This window comes from Hymenobacter sp. B81 (assembly GCF_044628455.1).
In the GTDB taxonomy this organism is placed as follows: Bacteria; Bacteroidota; Bacteroidia; order Cytophagales; family Hymenobacteraceae; genus Solirubrum.
The window spans coordinates 1,051,239-1,072,185 of sequence record NZ_JBIYZW010000001.1; the positions used below are offsets into that span (position 1 = coordinate 1,051,239).

Annotated in this window: 19 protein-coding genes; 12 read left to right on the plus strand and 7 right to left on the minus strand. The window is 67.2% G+C overall.

The annotated features are described in order from the left end of the window. The first annotated feature begins 24 nt into the window (after nt 1-24). Nucleotides 25-1,203 carry an MFS transporter gene (locus ACE191_RS04735; protein ID WP_400191031.1) on the plus strand — a complete coding sequence of 393 codons (1,179 nt, stop codon included), beginning with the start codon at nt 25-27 and terminating at the stop codon, nt 1,201-1,203. A gap of 83 nt (nt 1,204-1,286) precedes the next feature. After that, entirely contained in the window at nt 1,287-3,080 is a 1,794-nt protein-coding gene (locus tag ACE191_RS04740) for a peptidoglycan D,D-transpeptidase FtsI family protein (protein WP_400191032.1), read from the plus strand. A 150-nt stretch (nt 3,081-3,230) separates the two neighbouring features. Here the strand turns inward: ACE191_RS04740 and ACE191_RS04745 are convergent, their stop codons facing one another. Then, on the minus strand, nt 3,231-4,097 hold the full coding sequence (locus tag ACE191_RS04745) for a universal stress protein (protein WP_400191033.1): 867 nt from the start codon (nt 4,095-4,097) through the stop codon (nt 3,231-3,233). Between the two features lie 225 nt (nt 4,098-4,322). Here ACE191_RS04745 and ACE191_RS04750 point away from each other — a divergent pair, with 225 nt between their 5' ends. The 7 genes from ACE191_RS04750 (at nt 4,323) to ACE191_RS04780 (ending at nt 11,950) form a co-directional block, all read left to right on the plus strand. Next, on the plus strand, nt 4,323-4,460 hold the full coding sequence (locus tag ACE191_RS04750; protein ID WP_400191034.1) for a hypothetical protein: 138 nt from the start codon (nt 4,323-4,325) through the stop codon (nt 4,458-4,460). Between the two features lie 126 nt (nt 4,461-4,586). Beyond that, nucleotides 4,587-5,609, plus strand: a complete 1,023-nt coding sequence (locus tag ACE191_RS04755) for an alpha/beta hydrolase fold domain-containing protein (RefSeq protein ID WP_400191035.1) — start codon at nt 4,587-4,589, stop codon at nt 5,607-5,609. 134 nt (nt 5,610-5,743) lie between these two features. Beyond that, a complete protein-coding gene (locus ACE191_RS04760; RefSeq protein WP_400191036.1) occupies nt 5,744-6,373 on the plus strand; it encodes an FKBP-type peptidyl-prolyl cis-trans isomerase in 630 nt (209 codons plus the stop codon). A gap of 162 nt (nt 6,374-6,535) precedes the next feature. After that, nucleotides 6,536-7,066, plus strand: coding sequence for a hypothetical protein (locus ACE191_RS04765; protein WP_400191037.1), 531 nt, complete (start codon nt 6,536-6,538; stop codon nt 7,064-7,066). A 117-nt stretch (nt 7,067-7,183) separates the two neighbouring features. Beyond that, nucleotides 7,184-9,154, plus strand: a complete 1,971-nt coding sequence (locus tag ACE191_RS04770) for a KUP/HAK/KT family potassium transporter (RefSeq protein WP_400191038.1) — start codon at nt 7,184-7,186, stop codon at nt 9,152-9,154. 131 nt (nt 9,155-9,285) lie between these two features. Next, nucleotides 9,286-10,209 (plus strand): DUF5996 family protein, encoded by a 924-nt coding sequence (locus tag ACE191_RS04775; protein ID WP_400191039.1) that lies wholly within the window; start codon nt 9,286-9,288, stop codon nt 10,207-10,209. Nucleotides 10,210-10,378: 169 nt separating this feature from the next. Beyond that, the gene (locus tag ACE191_RS04780; protein ID WP_400191040.1) at nt 10,379-11,950 is read left to right on the plus strand and encodes a S8 family peptidase; all 1,572 of its coding nucleotides are present in this window, start codon (nt 10,379-10,381) and stop codon (nt 11,948-11,950) included. Nucleotides 11,951-12,136: 186 nt separating this feature from the next. Here ACE191_RS04780 and ACE191_RS04785 read toward each other — a convergent pair whose 3' ends face one another. Continuing rightward, nucleotides 12,137-13,984 carry a M61 family metallopeptidase gene (locus ACE191_RS04785; protein ID WP_400191041.1) on the minus strand — a complete coding sequence of 616 codons (1,848 nt, stop codon included), beginning with the start codon at nt 13,982-13,984 and terminating at the stop codon, nt 12,137-12,139. A gap of 158 nt (nt 13,985-14,142) precedes the next feature. Between ACE191_RS04785 and ACE191_RS04790 the strand changes: the two genes are divergently transcribed. Continuing rightward, nucleotides 14,143-14,700, plus strand: coding sequence for a C40 family peptidase (locus tag ACE191_RS04790; protein ID WP_400191042.1), 558 nt, complete (start codon nt 14,143-14,145; stop codon nt 14,698-14,700). A 16-nt stretch (nt 14,701-14,716) separates the two neighbouring features. Here the strand turns inward: ACE191_RS04790 and ACE191_RS04795 are convergent, their stop codons facing one another. The 5 genes from ACE191_RS04795 to surE all read right to left on the minus strand — a co-directional run bounded on the left by ACE191_RS04795 (nt 14,717) and on the right by surE (nt 18,927). Continuing rightward, on the minus strand, nt 14,717-15,298 hold the full coding sequence (locus tag ACE191_RS04795; protein WP_400191043.1) for a 2'-5' RNA ligase family protein: 582 nt from the start codon (nt 15,296-15,298) through the stop codon (nt 14,717-14,719). Beyond that, on the minus strand, nt 15,295-15,747 hold the full coding sequence (locus tag ACE191_RS04800; protein ID WP_400191044.1) for a hypothetical protein: 453 nt from the start codon (nt 15,745-15,747) through the stop codon (nt 15,295-15,297). Before ACE191_RS04800 ends, ACE191_RS04795 begins: the two co-directional genes overlap by 4 nt. A gap of 126 nt (nt 15,748-15,873) precedes the next feature. Continuing rightward, on the minus strand, nt 15,874-17,280 hold the full coding sequence (locus tag ACE191_RS04805; protein WP_400191045.1) for a M20/M25/M40 family metallo-hydrolase: 1,407 nt from the start codon (nt 17,278-17,280) through the stop codon (nt 15,874-15,876). Between the two features lie 130 nt (nt 17,281-17,410). Beyond that, nucleotides 17,411-17,956, minus strand: coding sequence for a SixA phosphatase family protein (locus ACE191_RS04810; protein ID WP_400191046.1), 546 nt, complete (start codon nt 17,954-17,956; stop codon nt 17,411-17,413). A gap of 101 nt (nt 17,957-18,057) precedes the next feature. Then, nucleotides 18,058-18,927, minus strand: a complete 870-nt coding sequence (gene surE / locus ACE191_RS04815; protein WP_400191047.1) for a 5'/3'-nucleotidase SurE — start codon at nt 18,925-18,927, stop codon at nt 18,058-18,060. Between the two features lie 752 nt (nt 18,928-19,679). Here surE and ACE191_RS04820 point away from each other — a divergent pair. Both ACE191_RS04820 and ACE191_RS04825 read left to right on the plus strand, forming a co-directional pair. Further along, nucleotides 19,680-20,411, plus strand: coding sequence for a hypothetical protein (locus ACE191_RS04820; RefSeq protein WP_400191048.1), 732 nt, complete (start codon nt 19,680-19,682; stop codon nt 20,409-20,411). Nucleotides 20,412-20,503: 92 nt separating this feature from the next. Continuing rightward, nucleotides 20,504-20,938, plus strand: coding sequence for a DoxX family protein (locus tag ACE191_RS04825; protein WP_400191049.1), 435 nt, complete (start codon nt 20,504-20,506; stop codon nt 20,936-20,938). The last annotated feature ends 9 nt before the right edge of the window (nt 20,939-20,947 follow it).

A 20,947-nucleotide genomic window follows, 5' to 3' on the forward strand; every position in this document is an offset into this window, starting at 1 on the left:
CAGCGCCTCCTCGCTCCCCTTCCCATGCCCCGCCCCCTCCCGGTCATTGTGCTGGCCCAGTTCTGCTGCACCTCCCTGTGGTTTGCCGGCAACGCCATTGCCCCCGAGCTGGCCGCCCAGCTGCGGCAGCCCCCGGCCTTCGTGGCCCACCTCACCAGCGCCGTGCAGCTGGGCTTCATCACCGGCACCCTGGTCTTTGCCCTGCTCGCCCTCGCCGACCGCTTTTCCCCCTCCCGGGTGTTCGGCCTCAGCGCCCTGGCCGCCGCCGCCTGCAACCTGGCCCTCAACCTGCCCGCCCCCGACGCGCCCGCCCTGCTCGCCTGCCGCTTCCTCACGGGCTTCTTCCTGGCCGGCATCTACCCCGTGGGCATGAAAATCGCCGCCGACTACGCCCCCGCGGGCCTGGGCAAATGGCTGGGCTTCCTGGTGGGCGCCCTGGTGCTGGGCACTGCCTTCCCCCACCTGCTCAAAAGCCTCCCCACTCGGCTGCCGTGGCAGGCCGTGGCCGGGGCTACCTCGGCCCTGGCCGCGCTGGGCGGCCTGGCCCTCTGGGCCCTGGTACCCGATGGCCCCTTCCGCCGCCCCGGGCCGCGCCTGCAGCCCGCCGCCTTCCTGAGCGGCTTCCGCCTGCCCCGCTTCCGGGCCGCCGCCTTCGGCTACTTCGGCCACATGTGGGAGCTGTACACCTTCTGGGCCTTCGTCCCGCTGATGCTCGCCACCCACAACCAGGCCTACCCCGCCGCCGCCCTGCCCGTAGCTCCCTGGTCGTTTGCGCTGATCGGGGCCGGCAGCCTGGCTTGCGTGGGCAGCGGGCTGCTCTCGCGGCGGGTGCCGGCCCGCACCCTGGCCCTGGCTGCCCTGGCCTTGTCGGGCCTCTGCTGCCTGGCCTCGCCCCTGCTGCTGCGCACCTCTTCCCCCGCCCTGCTGCTAAGCTTCCTGCTGTTCTGGAGCCTGGTAGTCGTGGCCGATTCGCCCATGTTTTCCAGCCTGGTCGCCCAGAGCGCCCCCGAAACGTCCCGCGGCACGGCCCTTACCATCGTCAACTGCCTGGGCTTCGCCCTCACCATTGGCAGCATTCAGCTCACCAGCTGGCTGGCCGCCCACGTCCCGCCCCAAAACCTGTTTCTGGTGCTGGCCCCCGGCCCGGCGCTGGGGCTGCTGGCCCAACTCACCAGTCGCCAGCCCGCCGCTCCGGCCGCCTAAGCCGGGCCGGCCGCCAGGCTCACCCCCAAGCCCGGCAATTGCCTAGCTTTGTCCTCATGCGCACGGCTTTAAACAGGTGGACAATGACGTTACTGGCGCTGCTGGTAACCCTGGCTGCCTGCTCGTCCCCCGACCAGCCCCCCGGCGCCCCCGCTACCCGCGACGTGCGCGTGCGCTACACCGCCCGCCGCGTAGCCCTGCCCGACGTTCCCCAGCGCGGCCGCGTGCTCGACCGCCACGACTCGGTGCTCATTGCCACCCGCCCGCAGCACCTGCTCAAATTGCCCCGCCGCGGCCCCCTCGACACGCTTAAGCTCGCCGAACTGCTCGGCTGGGACTCCACCACCGTGCGCCGCCGCATCCGGGAGGCCCTGCCCTACGGCCGGGCCTCGGCCGGCTCCCCGGTGCAGCTGCGCCTCAGCGCCCGGGAAGTAGCCCGCTGGCGGGCCGACAGCGCCGCCTGGCCCCAGCTGGCCCTGGTGCAGCGCCGCCGCCGCGTGTACACCACCGAGGCCGCGGCCCCCGTGCTGGGCTACCTGGGCACCGAGGCGCAGAGCTTTTACCGCCAAGCCCAGCGCTACCAGCGCGGCCGCTTCTACCGCCTGCGCAACGGCGGCGTCGAAACCTACTACAGCGGCCTGCTCAACGGCCACCGCGGCTACCTCCATCCCCTGGTCGATGCGCAGGGCCGCCAGCACGGCAGTTGGGCCAAAGACACGCTCTTTCAGCCGGGCCAGGACGTGCAGCTGAGCATCGACGTGAAGCTCCAAGCCTACGCCGAAAAGCTGCTGGGCAACCGCAAAGGCTACCTGGTGGCCCTCGACCCGCGCACCGGCGAAATCCTGGCCTACGTGTCGGGCCCGGTGTACGGGGCCAGCACCCTCACCGCCCCCGACCAGGCCGGGGTGCGCACCGAGTTGCTCGAGCACGAAGACATGCCCCTGCTCAACCGGCCGGCCATGCTGGCCAACCCGCCCGGCTCGGTGTTCAAGCTCGTCAATGCCGCCGTGGCCCTGCAGCTGGGCGCCATCAGCCCCCGCTCGTCGTTCCGCTGCGACCAGTCGCTGGTCAACTGCGTGCACCGCCACCCCCCGGCCACCACCCTCAGCAAGGCCCTGAAGTACAGCTGCAACCCCTACTTCTACCAGGCCCTGCGCAGCCTCATCGACTGCGTGCCCGACTCGCTCGCCCCCGATACCGTGGCCGCCCGCCACGCCAACCTGGCTCAGTGGCGCCGCTACGCCCAGTCGTTTGGGCTCAATGCCGCCCTCGGCGCCGACGTCTCCCGCGAGGCCCCCGGCTTTCTGCCCACTCCCGCCTTCTACGACCACTCCCGCCGTACCCGCCGCTGGACCTACCGCTCCATCTACTCGCTCAGTCTCGGCCAGGGTGAAATCAACCTCACCGGCCTGCAAATGGCCAATATGGCGGCCATCATTGCCAACCGCGGCTGGTACTACACCCCGCACCTGGTGCGCCGCGTGGGCAGCAGCGGCCCGCTGCCGCGCTTCACCCAGAAGCACCGCACCCTCATCGACAGCGCCCACTTCGCCGCCCTCGTGCCCGGCATGGTAGCCGTGATGCAGCGCGGCGGCACCGCCGACGCCTCCAGTCTCGCCGACGTGGGCATCACCGTGGCCGGCAAAACCGGCACCGTCGAAAACGACGAAGGCGACGACCACGCCGCCTTCGTCGGCTTTGCCCCGGCCGACAATCCCCGGATAGCCGTGGCGGTGTACCTCGAAAACGGCGGCTTCGGGGCCACGGCCGCCGCCCCCTGCGCCGTGCTGGTGATGGAAAAGTACCTGCGCGGCAGCATTGCCCCCAAGCGCAAACGCTGGGAGGCCCGCATTCAGCGCCGCGCCCGGGGTGAGTAGCGGGCCAAGCGGTCGGCCCAAAGCAGCCCGGCCCGCTCCGAGCTTCGAAGCGGGCTGGCCTAGGTTTTCAGCGGTGCCCAGGTCCTTTCTTCTGCCTCGGCTGCCCGCTTGGCAACGAACGTCTTCGCGCCTTGTCTGGCTGGTTTTCCGCTAGACAGCACCCCCCGGTTCAGTCACTGGCACTTCCGCCGCTACCGCCTCGGCCGTGGGCAACAGCAGCACGGGCTGAGTGGCGCGCCGCAGCACCCGGGCCGTCACGCTGCGATGAAACAGCTGCCCCAGGTAGCTGCGGCGCCGCGCCAGCAGCACCAGCAAATCGGCCTGGTGCACCGTGGCGGCCTGTAGCAGCCCCGTTTCCGGCGTCTGGGCCAGCGGCTGCTGAAAGCTTAGCTCTGTATCGGGCCGCAGCAGTCCGCTGCCCTGCACGGCCCGCAGCACTTCCTTGCGGCTCAGGCTGCTGCCCGGCGTGGTGGTGCAGGCCAGTACTGGCCGCGCCTGCCACGTGGCAAGCAGCTCCTGAAACAGCTCGGCGCCCGCTTTGCCCACCCGAAATGCTTCGCCGTCGAGGCCCACTACTACCCGGCGCGGTGCCCGCAGTCCCTCGGCAGTGGGTACCAGCAGCACCGGCACCGCACCCTGGCGCAGCAGCGGCAGCATACGGTTGGCCAGCAGCGCCTCGAAGTAGCCCTCGGTGGATGTGAGGCCCAGCACCAGCAGCCGCGGCTGCAAGCGCGCCACGGCCGCCACCAGCGCCGGCCCAAATGCCCCGTCGACCACCTCGGCCACCGCCGGCACCAGCATCTGCTCGGCAATCTGCTCGAGCGCGAACTGCACCTGCTCCCGGTCGTAGGGCATGGTGCTGGCAGGCAGCAGCGCCGCCTCGGGCCCCAGGGCGGGCGCCTGAAATACGTGCAGCAGCACCACGCGGGCGCCCAGCGGCCCGGCCAGTTGCGCGGCGTAGCGGCGGGCACACTCGGCCGCCGGCGAAAGGTTGGTGAGTACGAGCAGGGTATCCATGCGAGACAGGCCGGAAAAACGGTTGAGTTACTCCGCAAAACTCCTCTGCCCCCGCCCCGCGCCCGATGACCACCGTCAGCCGACCGGCTGATTTTCCTCAGCCCGAAGGCTGCCAGTGCCCGCAGCGCAGGTGATCAAACAATGATGCATGCATAACAACGAATTAACATTTGCGCCGTATCTTTGCACCAAGAACCTGAACTACACTCACATAGAACATAGTCAATGAAAAAGTCCACTGCCGTTTCTACGCTGCTGGTGCTTGGGGGGCTGGGCTCCCTGGGTCTGCTGGCCGCCCGCCTGCTGCACTTCAACCTGCACCTCGAATCCCTCGACGAAGACCTGAGCGACTACTGCTGCTAAGCGGCAGCGCACTTACTTGTTTGCCCGGCCGGCTCCGCTTTTGCGGGGCCGGCTTTTTTGCGGGGCAAATCAACCGCAGCGCGTAGCTTAGCCCTGGCAACTCCCTCCTCTGATTGCACCCGCGCCGTGCCGTTTTCGCTCCCCTTCTTCATTCGCTCCCGATCCGCCCGGGCCTGCCGCACGAGCCTGCTCCCGGCTTTGCTGGGCCTCGCCAGCCCCACTCTGGCCCAGCAGCCGCTGCCGCGCGACACGTCCTTCACCGTGCACAGTGCCTTCGTCAAGGCCCGCAAGCAGCACCCCGCCATCAGCATTGCCCGCCCGCCCGTACCCCGGAACGTGCGCACGGCCGCGGGCCTCACCTACTGCACTATGCCCGGCGGCCGCGCCCTGCAGCTCGACGCGTTCTATCCCCGTGCCCGGCGCCGGCAGCAGTTTCCGGCCGTGCTCATCATCCACGGCGGCGGCTGGCGTTCCGGCGACCGGTCGCAGCACGTACCGCTGGCCCAGCAGCTGGCCGCCCAAGGCTACGTGGCCGTCACGGCCGAATACCGGCTTTCCACTGAAGCGCCCTATCCGGCTGCCGTGCAGGACCTAAAAGCGGCCCTGCGCTGGCTGCGTGCCAACCCCGCGCAGCTGCCCATCGACACCACCCGGCTGGCCGTGTGGGGGTTTTCGGCCGGCGGGCAGCTGGCCGCCCTCGTCGGCACCACTCCCGACGACCCGCGCTTTGAAGCCGGCTCCTGCTACCGCAGCCGCAGCACCCGCGTGCAGGCCATCGTCGACGCCGACGGTATTCTGGCGTTCATCCACCCCGAATCGGGCGAGGGCGACGACCGCAAAAGCACCTCGGCCGCGACGCACTGGTTTGGCGTGGGCAAGGATGCCGCCCCTGCTCTGTGGCAGCAGGCCTCGGCCCTGAGTTATATCTCGGCCCAGACGCCGCCCATGCTCTTTCTCAACAGCGGCGTGGCGCGCATGCACGCCGGCCGCGACGATGTGCGCCAGCGGCTTACGGCCCTGGGCATCTACAGCGAGGTGCAGGAGTTTCCCGAAGCCCCGCACCCGTTCCCGCTGTTCAATCCCTGGTTCGAGCCCACCCTGCGCTACACCGTGGCGTTTCTGAACCGGGTGCTCAAGCCCGGGCGCTGAGGCCGGGCTGCATTTTTTCTGCACCTTCGCCCCGCCGAAAGCGTAAGGCTTCGGATACACCGGGCGCGTGGTTTCGCTGAGCGCCCGGCGGTTTTCTTTCAGCGAAATCAACTTACCCCGCAACACTGCGCTTCATGGAACTGACATCGCTCAAGCAGCAAATCAGCTACATCATCGGCCGCGACCTGGCCCGCAACTTCGCCCAGCAGGGCCTCGACCTCGACGTCGACGTGCTGAGCGCCAGCCTTAAGGCGGCCCTCGGTGGCCAGCCCAGCCAACTCTCGCCCGAGCAAATGCAGCAGGCCATGCAGCAGTTTCAGCAGCAGATGGAAGCTGCCAACCCGCAAGAGGAAAATGCCCAAGGCGGCAGCAGCGACAACAAAGCCGCCGGCGAAGCCTTCCTGGCCGAGAACAAGAGCAAGCCCGGCGTGCACACCCTGCCCAGCGGCCTGCAGTACGAAGTGCTGAAGGAAGGCAACGGCCCCAAACCCACGCCCCGCAGCTCGGTGACCACCCACTACCACGGCACGCTCATCGACGGCAAAGTATTCGACAGCAGCTACCAGCGCGGTGAGCCGGCCACCTTCGGCGTTAACCAAGTTATTGCCGGGTGGACGGAAGCCCTGCAGCTGATGCCCGAGGGCTCGAAGTGGCGTCTCTACATTCCCTCGGACCTGGCCTACGGCAAGCGCGGCGCCGGCCGCGACATCGGCCCCGACTCGGCCCTGGTGTTCGACGTGGAGCTGCTGAAAGTAAACAACTGAACGGCACCGGCCGCGCAGGCCGTGGTGGCTGCTCCCCGCTGGGTGCGCAGCGCCACGGCCGGCGCGAGCTGGTCGGCTCCCGTGCCCACCGCCTCCTTACCCGCCGCCCCACCCGCGGAACCGGCAACTGAACCGACGGCCGCGCTGCCGGTTGCTGCCGCTATGGAGCCCACCTACCCCCCTATCCCGTCTACGCCTTCCCCTGACGCAACACCGGCCCGGGCGCCCCTGCGCAGCCCCGACGGCCGCGTGGAGCTGACCGACGAGCAGCTCACCATTGAAGGCAACGCGTTTTCGCTGCTGGAGCTGGAGCGCGTGTCGGTGCAAGCGGTGCGCTGGCTGCTGTGGATCATGCTGGGCGCACTGACCCTCGGCGGTTTTGCCCTGGCCTTCCTGCAGAACTGGATTCGTACGCCCACGGCCATGCTGGGCATGACCATCGGGGCGCTGCTGCTGGCCTGGGGCAACCGCGGGGCCACCCGCCTGCGCCTCTCGCGCCTGGGACGCGAGGCGGCCTACTACTCATTGTCCGGCGAACTAAGCCAGTGGCAGAAGCTGGCGGCCGAGGCCAACGTGCGCATTCACCAGCGCCACCAGCGCGCCGCCGCCGAAGCCCTGGTCCTGGCCGAAGCCGCTCGGGCCCGCGCCGAAGCCGCCGGCAACGCGGAATCCGCCGACTACCCATCAGCTTAGCCTCCGCTCCTGACTGAATCCGGCGCGGGCGCTCTGCCCACCGCGTTCGGCCGGCGGCTGCTACCTTTGCGCGCCCCAAATTCCCGGGCCCCATTCCTTATCCTGTTGTCGCGACCCATGAGTGACACGAAAAACCTGGCTGATGGCCAGTCGACCTCGGCCCAACACGGCCACACGGCTATTTCCACGGCCGGGCTGCTCATTGCCCTGGGCATTATCTATGGCGACATCGGTACCTCGCCGCTGTACGTGATGAAGGCCATCGTGCCGGGCCGGATTACCACCGACCTGGTGTACGGGGGCATCTCGTGCGTGCTCTGGACGCTCACCCTGCAGACTACCATCAAGTACGTGCTGCTCACCCTGAACGCCGACAACAACGGGGAGGGCGGCATCTTCTCGCTGTTTGCCCTGGTGCGCCGCCGCGGGGCCTGGCTGTCGGCCATTGTCATCATCGGCGGCGCGGCCCTGCTGGCCGACGGCATCATCACCCCGCCCATTTCCGTGTCATCGGCCATCGAAGGGCTGGAACGGGTGTATCCGGGGCTGGATACGGTGCCCATCGTCATTGCCATTCTCATCGGGCTGTTTCTGCTCCAAAGCTTCGGCACCCAGATTGTGGGCAAGGCCTTCGGGCCCATCATGTTTCTGTGGTTTTCGATGCTGGCCGTGCTGGGCATCTACGGCATCGTGCAGCACCCCGAAATTCTGCGCGCCGCCAACCCCTACTACGCCTACAACCTGCTGGTGAATACCCCGGGCGGCTTCTGGCTGCTGGGCGCCGTATTCCTCTGTACCACCGGGGCCGAGGCCCTGTACTCCGACCTGGGCCACTGCGGCAAGGGCAACATCCGCATCAGCTGGGTGTTCGTCAAATCCTGCCTGCTGCTGAACTACTTCGGCCAGGGCGGCTGGCTGATCACCCAGGAAGGCCAGCAGCTGGCGGGGCGCAACCCCTTCTATGCCATGATGCCCGAGTGGTTTGTGCTCATCGGCATCGGGGTGGCCACGGTGGCGGCCGTCATTGCCTCGCAGGCCCTCATCACCGGCTCGTTTACCTTGGTGGCTGAGGCCATCCGCCTGAACATGTGGCCCAAGGTGCGCCTGAACTACCCCACCGACGTGAAGGGCCAGCTCTACGTGCCGAGCATGAACCGCCTGCTGCTGCTGGGCTGCATTGCCGTGGTGCTGTACTTCCGCCGCTCCGAGCACATGGAAGCCGCCTACGGCCTGGCCATTACGGTGACCATGCTCATGACCACCATGCTGCTGGCCCAGTGGCTGCGCCTGCGCCGCATTGCCCGCCCGCTGGTGGTGCTGTTTCTGCTGGTGTACGGCCTCATCGAGGGCTCCTTCCTGGTGGCCAACCTCATCAAGTTTCCCCACGGCGGCTGGGTGTCGGTGGCCATCAGCCTGTGCTTGATTGCGGTGATGTACGTGTGGCTGCGGGCCTACTACATCAAGCGCCGCCTCACCGAGTTCGTGCGCATCGACCCCTACATGGACGCCCTCAAGGAGCTCAGCAACGACGAAACCGTGCCCAAATACGCCACCCACCTGGTGTTCATGTCCTCGGCCGAGCGGCAGACCGAAATCGAGTCGAAGATCATCTACAGCATTTTCCAGAAGCGCCCCAAGCGGGCCGACATCTACTGGTTTGTGCACGTGGACACCACCGACGAGCCCTACACCATGGAGTACAAGGTAACCGAGCTGGCTTCCAACGACGCTTTCCGGGTGACCTTCCGCCTGGGCTTCCGCGTCGAGCAGAAAATCAACCTGTACTTTCGCAAGGTGGTCGAGGATTTGGTGCGCAACAAGGAGGTGGACATTACCTCGCGCTACGAGTCGCTGAGCAAGCAGCACGTGACGGGCGACTTCCGCTTCGTGGTGCTGGAGAAGTTCCTCTCGGTAGAGAACGAGCTGCCCATGGTGGAAAAAGTGGTCATGCAGGCTTACTTCTACATCAAGCAGTTCATTGCCTCCGAAGACAAGTACTTCGGGCTCGACACCTCCTCGGTGAAAATCGAGAAAGTGCCGCTGGTCATCACCCCGGTACGCAGCGTGGACCTTAAGCGCGTGTACTAAGCGCCGGAATGCACGCAAGTTGCGGGCTGATGGGTATCTTACCCGTCAGCCCTTTTTGCTGCCCCGGGACGGCCCCGGGCGCGGCGGGGCGCCACCCGGCCGGCGGTGCCGCGCCCCTTTCCGCCCCTGTCATGCCCATTCCTACGCCCGCTGAACGCTGGCCGGCACTGCCGGCCGACTCCTGGACCGACACCCGGCTGACCCTGCACCGCTGGACGCAGGTGGTGGGCAAAACCCGCCTGGCACTCTGCCCCATGCTCAACCACTGGTGGCAGGTGCCGCTCTACGTCACGCCCCGGGGGCTTTCGACCGGCCCCATGCCCTACGCCGCGGGCAGCTGCGAGGTGGTGTTCGACTTTCAGCAGCATCAGCTGCGCCTCCACACCAGCGCCGGTGGCACCCATCAGCTGGCCTTGACGCCGTGCTCGGTAGCCGATTTCTACCAGCAGTACCGGTCCTTGCTGCGCGAGGCCGGCATTGATGTCCGGCTCTGGCCGGTGCCCGTGGAAGTGGAGGACGCGACGCCCTTTGCCGAAGACCGGCACCACTGCGCCTACGACGCCGCCGCCGTGGGGCGTTTCTGGCAGGTGCTGCTGCAGGCCGACCACGTGCTGAACGAGTTTCGCAGCCGCTTTACCGGCAAGTGCAGTCCGGTTCACTTCTTTTGGGGCAGCTTCGACCTGGCCGTTACGCGCTTTTCGGGCCGGCCGGCCCCGCCCCATCCTGGCGGCCTGCCCAACCTGGCCGATTGGGTGACGCGCGAGTCTTACTCCGCCGAGATGAGCTCGGCCGGCTGGTGGCCCGGCGGCAACGGCCAGGAAGCCGCCTTCTACAGCTACGCCTACCCTGGTTTACCCGAGCTGGCTCAGGCCCGCATTCAGCCCGCCGAAGCCTACTACAGCACCGAAATGGGTGAGTTTCTGCTGCCCTACGAAGCCGTGCGCTCGGCGGCCAACCCCGATGCGCGGCTGCTCGAATTTCTGCAGAGCAGCTACGAAGCCGCGGCCCAGCTGGCCGGTTGGGACCGGGCCGCGCTGGAACGCGCCGCAATCTAGCCCCAGTTGCTGCCAAGCTTCCGCCCCGCCAGCCCCGCCCACCCGGCGGGGCTGGCCGGTTTTTGGGCCTTGGCCCAACTAGGCGGCTTGCCGAATATTTACCTTGCTATTGCCCCGGATACTGCTTGTTTTACCGCACGTTTCCTTTCAACCACAACCCCAACACCGTATGCAAAAATCTACCTTCTGGCTGGCCGCGCTGCTGGCCCTGGGCGCCTGTCAGCGCGCCGACGACGAGCTGGTGCGGCCCGAGCCCGCCGCCACCGGCCCCGCGCTGAGCACAAGCCAGCTCGACGAGAAAATCTGGGCGGTGCTGCGCCAAACCGGCAGCTACGACTGGCGCCAGGCCACCGACCACATGGTGTGGAGCGCCCTGGAGCAGTCGGACCAGGTGCTGAGCGTGGGTTACGCGCCCGCCGGCAGCCGCTGCGGCACCGCCGCCGAGCCCCTGCCCGCGCGCGCCGCCGCCGACCCCGCCTTTCAGCAGGCCCGCCGGCAGGTGCTCGAGCTGATTCTGGCCGAAGAGCGCAAGGCCAATCCCGAGTTGAAGCTGGAGCAGCTGGAGGTGTTCACTGAGCAGGTGCTGCCCGTGCTTAACGTACGCGTGCGCCAGCTAAGCACCGTGCAGCAGCTGCGCCGCTCGTTGCTGGTGCGCTACGCCGAGCCCATGGGCTACGAGCCCTACCACCCCGGCTCCGTGGCCCACCGCACCCTCAGCAGCAGCGGCTGCGGCTCCAACACGGCCACGCCCAACCTGGTGGCCGGTGCCGACTACACCGTGCTGACGGGCGGCAGCAAGTCCTCGTGGAACCAGGCCGATGGCTACCACGGCATCCGCTCGGCCTGGGCGCAGAGCACCGGGCGCGGCATCAAGCTGCTTATCATCGACTCGGGCTCGTCCGGTGCGCAGGAAAACCTGGGCGCCGCCTTCAACCAGGGCCTGAGCACCGGGCGCACCATCGAGCGGCTGGTGACCTTGCCGCGCAAGAGCATCTTCGGCATTCCCTACGGCGACGCCGAAACGCCCGACGACGGCTGCGGCCACGGCACCAGCATGGCCGGGGCCGCCGCCGCGCCGCGCGGCACCGACGGGGCAGCCGTAGGCATTGCCTACAACGCCAACCTGGTAACGGTGCGCGCCGCCACCGACGTGTTTCTCGACGAGAGCCGCGAAGTCAAGGGCGTGGCCGATGCCTTTACCCTGGCCGCCAACCGCGCCGACGTGCGCATCATTTCCATGAGCATGGGCCGGCTCACCAGCTCCTCGCAGATGACCGATGCCATTCGCTACGCCTACCAGCGCGGCAAGCTCATCTTCTGCGCCGCCGGCACTTCCTTCGACTGGTCGGCGGGCCTGGTGGGCGTCATTTACCCGGCCAGCCTGGGCGAAGCTATTGCCGTGACGGGCGTGAAGGATAACCTGACCACACGCTGCGACGAGTGCCACGTGGGCAGCAAGGTGGAGTTTACGGTGGTGATGCAGAAAAGCAGCAACAACCTGCGCCCCCTTTCGCTGGCCATGAGCGGCGACGCCCCCAGCACCGTGGGCGGCTCGTCGGTATCCACCGCTTCGATGGCCGGCATGGCCGCCGTGGTGTGGGCCCGCTACCCCGGCGAAACCCGCGAGCAAATCAAGCAGCGGCTGATTGCGGCCTCGTCAAACGCCAGCAGCCGCAGCAGCAGCTTCGGCTACGGCCGCGTAAACCTTGCCCGCGCCGTGGGTGCCCCGCTGCTGCAGTAACCTTCGGGCTTGTACCCTATCAAATCATTTTCAGAAACTAGGGTACAACGGCTGTACCCTAGTTTGAAGCTTTTAGATAATAGGGGACAGTCACCCATTCGCTCAACCCAACAACTGCCCACATGAAAAACCCCGCCCGGCTCCTGGCCTGGCGGGATTTTCTTTGCTGAAGGAGTTTCGGCAGGCTTACTGCCCGGCGGCTTTGTCGCTGGCGGGCGACTGACTGGCCCCGTCTTTCAGCTGCAGCCACTTGCGGCGCACGGCCAGTTGGGCCGGCGTGGCGTTTTCCAGGCGCTCGATGCGGTAGCGCACGGCCGTGCCGGCCAGCAGCGGGAAGCTCAGCTCGCGCACCTGCCCGTCGCGGTTCACCAGCAGGCGCACCGTACTGCCGGCGGGGCGGCCGGCCAATTGCTTGTTCACGTCGTCGGTAGTGCGCAGGCCGTCAAGGGCCAGAATTTCGTCGCCCACGTTCAGGCCACCCTGCCAGGCGCTGCCGTCGCGCAGCACGCTGCTCACCACGGGCTTGCCCGAGGTCAACGACACCGTGGCGCCCAGGCTGGCGTCGGCCTGCTGGAGGGTGTTGGTGAGCTTCAGACCGGCGTAGCCCAGAGCGCCTTCGTAGTCGAGGCGGGTGGTGCCGTACACCGAGTTGCGGAAAAACTCGTCGAAGCGGCGGCCGGCTACCTTGGCCACGGCGTCCTGGAACTCAGCGTCGGTGAAGCCGCGGCCCAGCTTCTGGTAGTACTGCTGGTAGAGCAGGCGCAGCACGTCGTCGTAGCTTTTCTGCCCGCCGGTGGCGTTGGCAATCATCAGATCGAGCACCGCCCCGATGACCTCGCCCTTGTCGTAGTAGCTGATGCCCGAGTTGACGGAGTTCTCGTTGGGGCGGTAGTACTTAATCCAGGCGTCGTAGCTGGCCTCGGCGGCCGACTGCACCCGGTTGCCCGGCTGGTTTTCGACGCGGGTGATGCCGGCGGCCAGGTCGTCGAGGTATTTCTCGGGCTTGATGAAGCCGGCGCGCTGCACGATCTGGTTGGAGAAGTACTCGGTGCCGCCCTCGCTCATCCAGAGCATGCTGGTGTAGTTTTCGCGGTCGTAGTCGAAGGGCCCGAGCGCGATGGGGCGGATGCGCTTCACGTTCCAGAGGTGGAAGTACTCGTGGGCGGCCAGGCCCAGCAAGCCCAGGTAGCCGGCCTCGGTGGCGTAGGCGTTGCGCGACACCTGCAGGGTGGTCGAGTTCAGGTGCTCCAGGCCGCCGCCGCCGCGCTCCAGGTTGTGAATGATGAACAGGTAGCGGTCCAGCGGGTTGTGGCCCACCACCTGCAGCGAGGTTTCGCAGATGCGCTTGAAGTCGGCCGTGAGGCGCTCGGGGTTGTAGTTGGCCGGGCCAAACACGGCAATGCGGTGCGGCGTGTTGTTGGCCGTGAACTCGAGCACCCGGTGGTTGCCGATTTCAATGGGCGAGTCGGCCAGCTCGTCGTAGTCGCTGGCCTGGAAGGTGAAGGCCGGGCCGCTGCCCACGGGCTTAAGGCTGGTGGAAACTTCTTTCCAGCCGGCGGCGGGGCGCACTTCCAGGGTGCTGCCCAGCTGCTTTTTGCCCTCGGGGTACATAAACACGCTGGTGCCGTTCAGGTAGCCGTGCGAGGCGTCGACGAAGCTGGTGCGCACGCTCAGCTCGTTGGCGTACACGCGGTAGCGCACCGTGAAGTTTTTCTGACCCGCGTGGCTGATGCGCCAGGTGTTCTTGTTGACTTTCTCGACGCCAAGGGCTTTACCGCCGGCGGTGGCCGACACGGCTTCGACGTTCTTGGCAAACTCGCGCACCAGGTACGAGCCCGGCGCCCACACCGGCATTTTCACGTCGGTGCTGCGGCCCCCGAAGTCGCTGAGCTGCATTTCGACCTCGAAGTAGTGGGTTTGCGGGGCGGGCATGGCCAGCACGTAGCGCAGGCCGGGCGCGGCCAGCACCGGGGCGCTGGCCAGCAGCGTCAGGGCCGAAAGGGCCGCCAGGCGGCGAAAAGGAACCTCAAGCATTGGCAAGGGAAAAGGAAAACGGAATAAGGAAGCGCACCGGGCAGCAAGCCGGCACGCTGCAAATTACGGCCGAAAAGCCGCCAAAGCGCGCTTGGCAGACGTAGTAAGGTGCAAACCTGGGCGGAAAGTTTCTATTCCCTTCCGCCCCTGGCACGATTATGCGTTACGTCTGGCTGATGTTTGGACTCCTGACGACTGCCCTCTTGGGCGTATTGGCCTGGCAGCAGCTGCGCCCCGATGCCCCGGTGCCCGCCAGCGGCGACCTGCCCCGGGTACGGGCCGTGGTGTACCGTGCCACGGCTGCCGGCCCCGGCGTTTCGCGCGCCGACAGCGTGGTGCGCTTTGCCCTGCGCCAGCTTGGCAAGCCCTACTGCTACGCCGGCACCACGCCCGAGGGCGGCTTCGACTGCTCGGGCTTCCTGACCTACGTGTACCAGCAGTTCGGCGTGGCCGTGCCCCACTCCTCGGCCTTGCAGTACCAAACGGGCGAGGCTGTGCCGCGCCCCCAGGCCCGCAAGGGTGATTTGATCATCTTTACCGGCACGGCCCAGACCAGCACCACGCCCGGCCACGCGGGCATCGTCATCTCCGAGCCGGGCCAGCCGCTGCGCTTCGTGCATTCCTCCTCGTCGCGCCGCGACCCGGGCGTGAAAATCAGCCAGGTCGACGGCACCGACTACGAACGGCGCTTCCTGGGCATCCGGCGGGTGCTGTAGGCCGCGCTTCGCCAGCTCACTCCGCAGCGCCAGCGCCCAGGGCAAAGTGCTCGATTTCCTGCCACCGCTGGCCGTCGTGGCGAAAGAGCGTGAGCTGCCTAACCTCGAAGGCAGCCTGGAAACGACGCCCGGCAAACTCGCGCTGTAGCGCGGGCACCAGGTGGCCCGGCAGGTCGCGGGTAGCCAGGGTCAGGTGCGGGGTGAAGGGGCGCTTTTCCAGCGGCACTTCGGGCAGCTGCCGGCGGCACAAGTCCTGGAGCGCGGCGTGCAAGATCCGCAGCGGCGCCGAGTCGGTTACCTGCACGAACAGGGTGCGCTGCCCGAACCAGGCAAAATCGCGCAGGCCCACCTCGAAAGCCGGGTGACTGGCCGCGAACCGGGCCAGCAACGGCCGGGCCCGGGGCTCGAACGCGGCGGGCAACAGGCGAAACGGGGGCAGCAGGGTGATGTGCGGGGGCAGGCGCACGGCGTTGCGGCTGCCGGTGCGCTGGTGCACTTCCTGCTTGAGTGCCCACACGGCCCCGCGCACCGGCTCGGGTGCCAGCACGGCCAGCAAATACAACGACGGCGGAAGGCGCTCGGGGTCGGCGGGGTTCATGGCCAGTTATCTACGGCATTTTCCTCCCGGATGCACAGCCACCGGTCACCAATGGAGTGTCCTTCAAAGTAGGCCACTTTGCCTGGGATGAAGGAAATAATGGTGGTGCTAGTCGAGCCTACAATATCAGAAAGCGCCTGTTCTACAGTCATGGCCTGCTGATGCCATGGCTCATAAGCGGATAGCACGTAACACATCTGCAGGTTGAATTTGGCTATGCCCTGCCTGATGAAGGCCAATTCTTTTCCCGGGTCTCTGGTGGGTAACTGGGTGCAGTAACGCTCGTCCAATTCCCGCCACAACCCATCCATTCCTAACATTGGATTACTGCCTAATTTTTCATCCCGCAGCCGCCGTTTGGCTGCTTTGTTGGATTCTGCCTCCACGAATCTATGCTTGCAGCGCTTACGGATAAATGCCCCCATAAAAGCATCCAGGTGTTCCTGCATCGACAGGTTGGAATAGTCTACGACTGATTTACTCGTGCCCATAGTTCAACGGATATATTTCTCAAAGGAAGCGCCCGGTCGGAATAACTCCAGCCGGGCGCCTGAACGATTTCGGCTGGCGGTTTACTACAGCCCGTACTTGCTCAGCAAATACACCAGCGCCGCCATCGAGGCGCCGCCCAGCTCCAGCTCGCGGCGGTGCACCTTGTCGAAGGTGTCGGCCGCCGTGTGGTGCAAGTCGAAGTAGCGCTGCGAGTCACCGTCGTAGCCGATGAGGGCCGTGGCCTGGTCGCGCAGGGGGCCGATGTCGGTGCCGCCGTGGCCGGGGCCGATTTTGTCGCTGTGATAGGGCCGCAGCAGCGGCGCCCACTGCTGCACGCGGGCCACCGTAGCAGCCGATTTGGCCTCGATGCCGAAGCCCCGGGGCGTGAAGCCGCCGCCGTCGGACTCGATGGCAGCCAGGTGCTTTTCGCCCGCGGCCTTGGCCAGCTCGGCGTACTTCTGCCCGCCGCGCACGCCGTTTTCCTCATTCATGAACAGCACGGCCCGCACGGTGCGCTCGGGGCGCAGGCCACTGGCCAGCAGCAGGCGCAGCGCCTCCATGCTTTGCACGCAGCCGGTGCCGTCGTCGTGGGCGCCCTGGCCCAAATCCCAGGAGTCGAGGTGGCCGCCCACCACGATGATTTCGTCGGGCCGCTTGGAGCCCTTGATTTCACCGATGACGTTGTAGGACTTCACCTCGGGCAGGGTCTGGCAGTCCATTTCCAGCGAAAACTCCAGCCCGGGGTCGGTTTTCAGGGCCTGGCTTAGCCAGTCGGCCGCGTTGGTACTCAGGGCCGCGGCGGGCACTTTGGGCACCTGCTCGTCGTAGCGCATGGCACCGGTGTGCGGAAAGTCGTCGCGCGAGCTGGTCATCGAGCGCACCAACGCGCCCACGGCCCCGCGCTTGGCGGCCTCAATGGCGCCGCGCCCGCGCTGATCCACGGCCCCGCCGTAGGCCGCCCCGGGCTCGATGAGCTTGTCGTCGAAGGGACGGTTGAAGAACACGAACTTGCCCCGCACCTGCGCGTCACTGAGCCGGGCCAGCTCGTCCCAGCTGCGCACTTCCACCACGCCGGCCTGCACCGGACGGCCGCTGGTGCCCACCGAGCCGCCGAGGGCGCAGAGGTTGATCTTGGGCACGTTCTTAAGCTTTTTCGACTTGATGCCGGCTTTTTCGGCCTTGCCGCGCACCCAATGCGGCACCATTACCTCCTGCAGGTACACGCGGTCGAAGCCCATCGTTTCCATGGTTTGCTTCCCCCACTGCACGGCCTGCTCGGCCTGGGGCGAGCCGCTGAGCCGGGCCCCGATGCGGGTGCAGAGGTAGCGCAGGTGCTCGTAGCTCTGCCCGCGCAGCAGGGCCTCGTCGTAGATGCGGCGGATGTTGATGGAGTCGGTTTTGAAGTCGGCCGGGGTTTGGGCCGAGGCGGCGGAAGCCGTCAGCAGGCCGCCCACACCCGCGAGCAGCAGCCGGCGAAAGAGAAAGCGCATAAAGAAACAATCAGCGGTGGAGGACTGGTCGGCAGCGGCCGGCGCAGGGGAGCCAAGGTAAGGCGGCGCCCGGGTATTGCGCCAGTTAGGCCCGCGCCTATTTCGCGGGCGGCAGCGCCTGGCTCGGCAGCTAGCGGCCGGCGCCGTAGCGCTGGGCCCGGGCCGTGGTGGGTGCCCCGTTGGTGGGAATGGTGACCTCGAAGAGGTAGTCGAACTCGTCGTCGCCGATGGTGGGCACGGGGCGTGGGGCACCCAGGGCTTCAATGGTTTCGAGCACGGTATTGGAGTGGCCCACCACCAGCACCGACTTGCCGCGGTGCTGCTCGCGGATGCGGGCGGCCAGGGCGGCCTGTCCCGTGGGCGAAGAGTCGTAGGGAGTAATTTCCAGCTTGCGGGCGGTGGCCAGCGGCGTGCCGGTTTCGCGGGTGCGGCGGGTGTCGGTGGAATACACGGCCACGATGGGGCGGCGCTGCAGGGAGTCGCGCAGGGCCAGGGCGCGCTGCGCGCCGGCGGCCGTGAGCGGCGGGTTGCGTGGGTCGACGGCGGTATCCTTCTCGCCGTGGCGCACTAGGTACACGGTGGTGGCCGGCCCCGTGCCGGGGGCCGACTTGGAAGCCGAGCAGGCCCCCGCGAGCAGGGCCAAGCTCAAAAGCAGGAAGCGAATCAGCAGCAGCATAGCCAAAAAGTGAGCGGATGAACGAGAAAGGAAGACGGTCATTGGTCGCCAGGGCTGCACGGCGGCCAGGAAAAAGCCCGCTCGCCCCCACTGCCGGGGCGCTAGCCGTTGGGGTTGGCGGGGCCGTAGTTTTCGGGCTCCACGGGGTGGACCTTGGCGGGCCGGGCCGGGGCCGGGCGGCCGGGCAGCTGCAGCTCCCAGCTTTCATTCATCTGGGTCAGGCCGTGGAAGGCGGTCAGATCGAACTGGCAGGGCACGATGCTGATGTAGTTGTGGGCCAGGGCCCACTCGTCGGTGTCTTCGCCGTGGTCCTCGTTCACGAAGTTGCCCAGCAGCCAGTAGTAAGGGCGCTGGTAGGGGTCGTGGCGCAGGTCGAACTCTTCCTGCCACTTGGCGCGGGCCTGCCGGCACAGGCGGGCGCCCACGATGGGGTCGTCCGAGCGCTTGGGAATGTTCACGTTCAGGGCCGTGCCGGCCGGAATGCCGTGGGCCAGGGCCTCGCGGGCAATGTGCTCGATCCAGGGCTCGGCGTGCGAGAAGTCGGCGTCGGCGGCGAAGTCGCAGAGCGAAAAACCGATGGCCGGCAGCCCCTCGATGGCCGCCTCGATGGCCGCCGACATGGTGCCCGAGTACAGCACGTTTACCGAGGAGTTGGAGCCGTGGTTGACGCCCGACACCACCAGATCGGGGCGGCGGTCCTTGAGCACGTGGTTTTTGGCCACCTTCACGCAGTCGGCCGGCGTGCCCGAGCACTCGTAGGCCTCCACGCCCGCGAAGCGCAGGCTGCGGTCGAGACGCAGCGGGTGACCCAGCGTGATGGCGTGGCCCATGCCCGACTGCGGGGCGTTGGGCGCCACCACCACCACCTCGCCCAGGCGCTGCATCACGCGCACCAGGGTGGCTATGCCGGCGGAGTGGATGCTGTCGTCGTTGGAAATCAGAATCAGGGGCGGGGCGGCGGGTTTCGACACGGCACGAGGAGCTAAAAGTGGCTGACGGGGTCGGCGGCAAAGGTAGCGGCCCCGCCGCCATTGCGCGGCGGAGCGGCGGGAAGGCCCGTAACGGCTACTCCGGTAACCCGGCAGCCGTAGTGACGCAGCAGCATCTAACCAGCCCATCAGCCTTCATCTGGCGTACGGCGCAGCCGAAGGACCTTGCCCCGCCTGAACGATGCGCCAGGAGGCATTTACGCGTGGTTTGCCAGCTCCTGGGTAGGGTGAAGCGGTTTAAGTACTGTCATGTCGAGCTTGTCGAGACATCTCGCATGCTGATAGCTGATAGTAACCTACTTGCTCAACGAGAAGATTACCACCCGAGCGAGATGTCTCGACTGCGCTCGACATGACGTTCAAATTTACTCGACCTGACGGGCTAAGGGCTTTGTGCACCGCTTCGGACAGCTCCAGAGCGTGGTCCTAATCGAGCCGAGCGTGGTTTTACAGCTACCGAGCGCGGTTCTGATTGACCGGAGCGTGGTGTTACATCTGCCGAGCACGGTTTAACAGCTGCGGACTTTGGATTTACAGCACCGGAGCACGGTTTAACAGCTGTGGACTTCGGGTTTACAGCACCGGAGTTTGGTTTTACAGCTCCGGAGCGCGGTTCTAATTGACCGGAGCACGGGTTTACAGCGGCCCAGTGCGCGGTTCTAATCGACCCGGGCGCAGTTTTATCCGCAGCGGCCCCGGCCAACCTACTGCCCCGGGCTGCGTAGGTTTGCGCCATGCTGCCCTGCTCCTGCCTTTTCCGCTTCCTGCGCCCCGCCCTCCCCGCCGCCCTGCTCACGCTGTTGCTGCTGCCCGCCTGCGACCCCCGCCAGCAGCCAACCCAGGAGCCGGCCGCTCCCGCGCCCACCGCGGCCCCGGCCCCCGCTACTCCCCCGCTGGCGCCCGCCGCGCCCGCGGCCCCGGCCGATTCGGTGGCCGACAAGCCCGCCCACGCCGGCCTGAGCGCGGCCGAGCGCGACTTTTTCACCTTGAGCAAGGGCCGCCTGGGCCGCAATCTGGTGCGCCTGAACATGAGCGAGGCCCAGTTACGGGATGTCGTGCCGGCTGCTCAGCTCAAGCGCATCACCCGCGAGCTGGAGGGCATCGAGTACCCGGCCTACGAGCTGCGCCACCCGCGCTTTCCCGCGGCGCCCCCCACCCTACTGGAGCTGGCCGAGGACCTGGCTGGCCGCCCCGGGCTGCGCATCTGGCGCATGGAAGTGCGCGACCCGCGCTTCCGCACCGGCAACGGCAACATCGGGGTGGGCAGCACCTACGGCGAGGCCCGCCGCGCCTACGGCGTGCAGTTCGTGCAGCGCGCCGACGCGGGCCTGGTGGCCGTGTCGGAAAGCGTGAACATGTCGTGGGTGCTCGACGGCCGCGGCATTTCCGACCCGGTGGGCCGCCCGCTCTCCAAGGACGACATTCCGGCCGGCACGCGCATCGTGGGGATATTGCTTTTCCGCTAGCCGACGCGGCTCAGTCGCACGAATCCGCGGTTTGTTGTGTACTTTGGCCGCAGCCGCCTTGTTTCACACCCTCCTTTCCCGCCGTTTTCGCCATGCCCCTGTTGGAAAACCGCTACCGCACCGTCGACCTGGGCCTGCTGCTGCTGCGCATTGGGCTAGGTCTCATGTTTGTGCTGCACGGCTACCCCAAGCTGATGGGCGGGCCGGAGAAATGGCTGGGCGTGGGGCTGGCCATGGAAAACCTGGGCATCAGCTTCGCGCCCAAGGTGTGGGGCTTTCTGGCCGCGCTGGCCGAAACCCTGGGCGGGCAGCTGCTGGCCCTGGGCCTGCTGTTTCGCGGGGCCTGCGTGTTTTTGCTGCTGACCATGATTGTGGCCGCCGTAGCGCACATCGCGCAGGGCGAAGGATTCGGCGGTTACTCCCACGCCGTAGAGTCGGGCATTGTGTTTCTGGCCCTGGCCTTCATCGGCCCCGGCAAGTACAGCGTCGACCAGGCCCTGTTTCCGCCCCGCCGCCGCTTGTACTAGCGCGGCGGA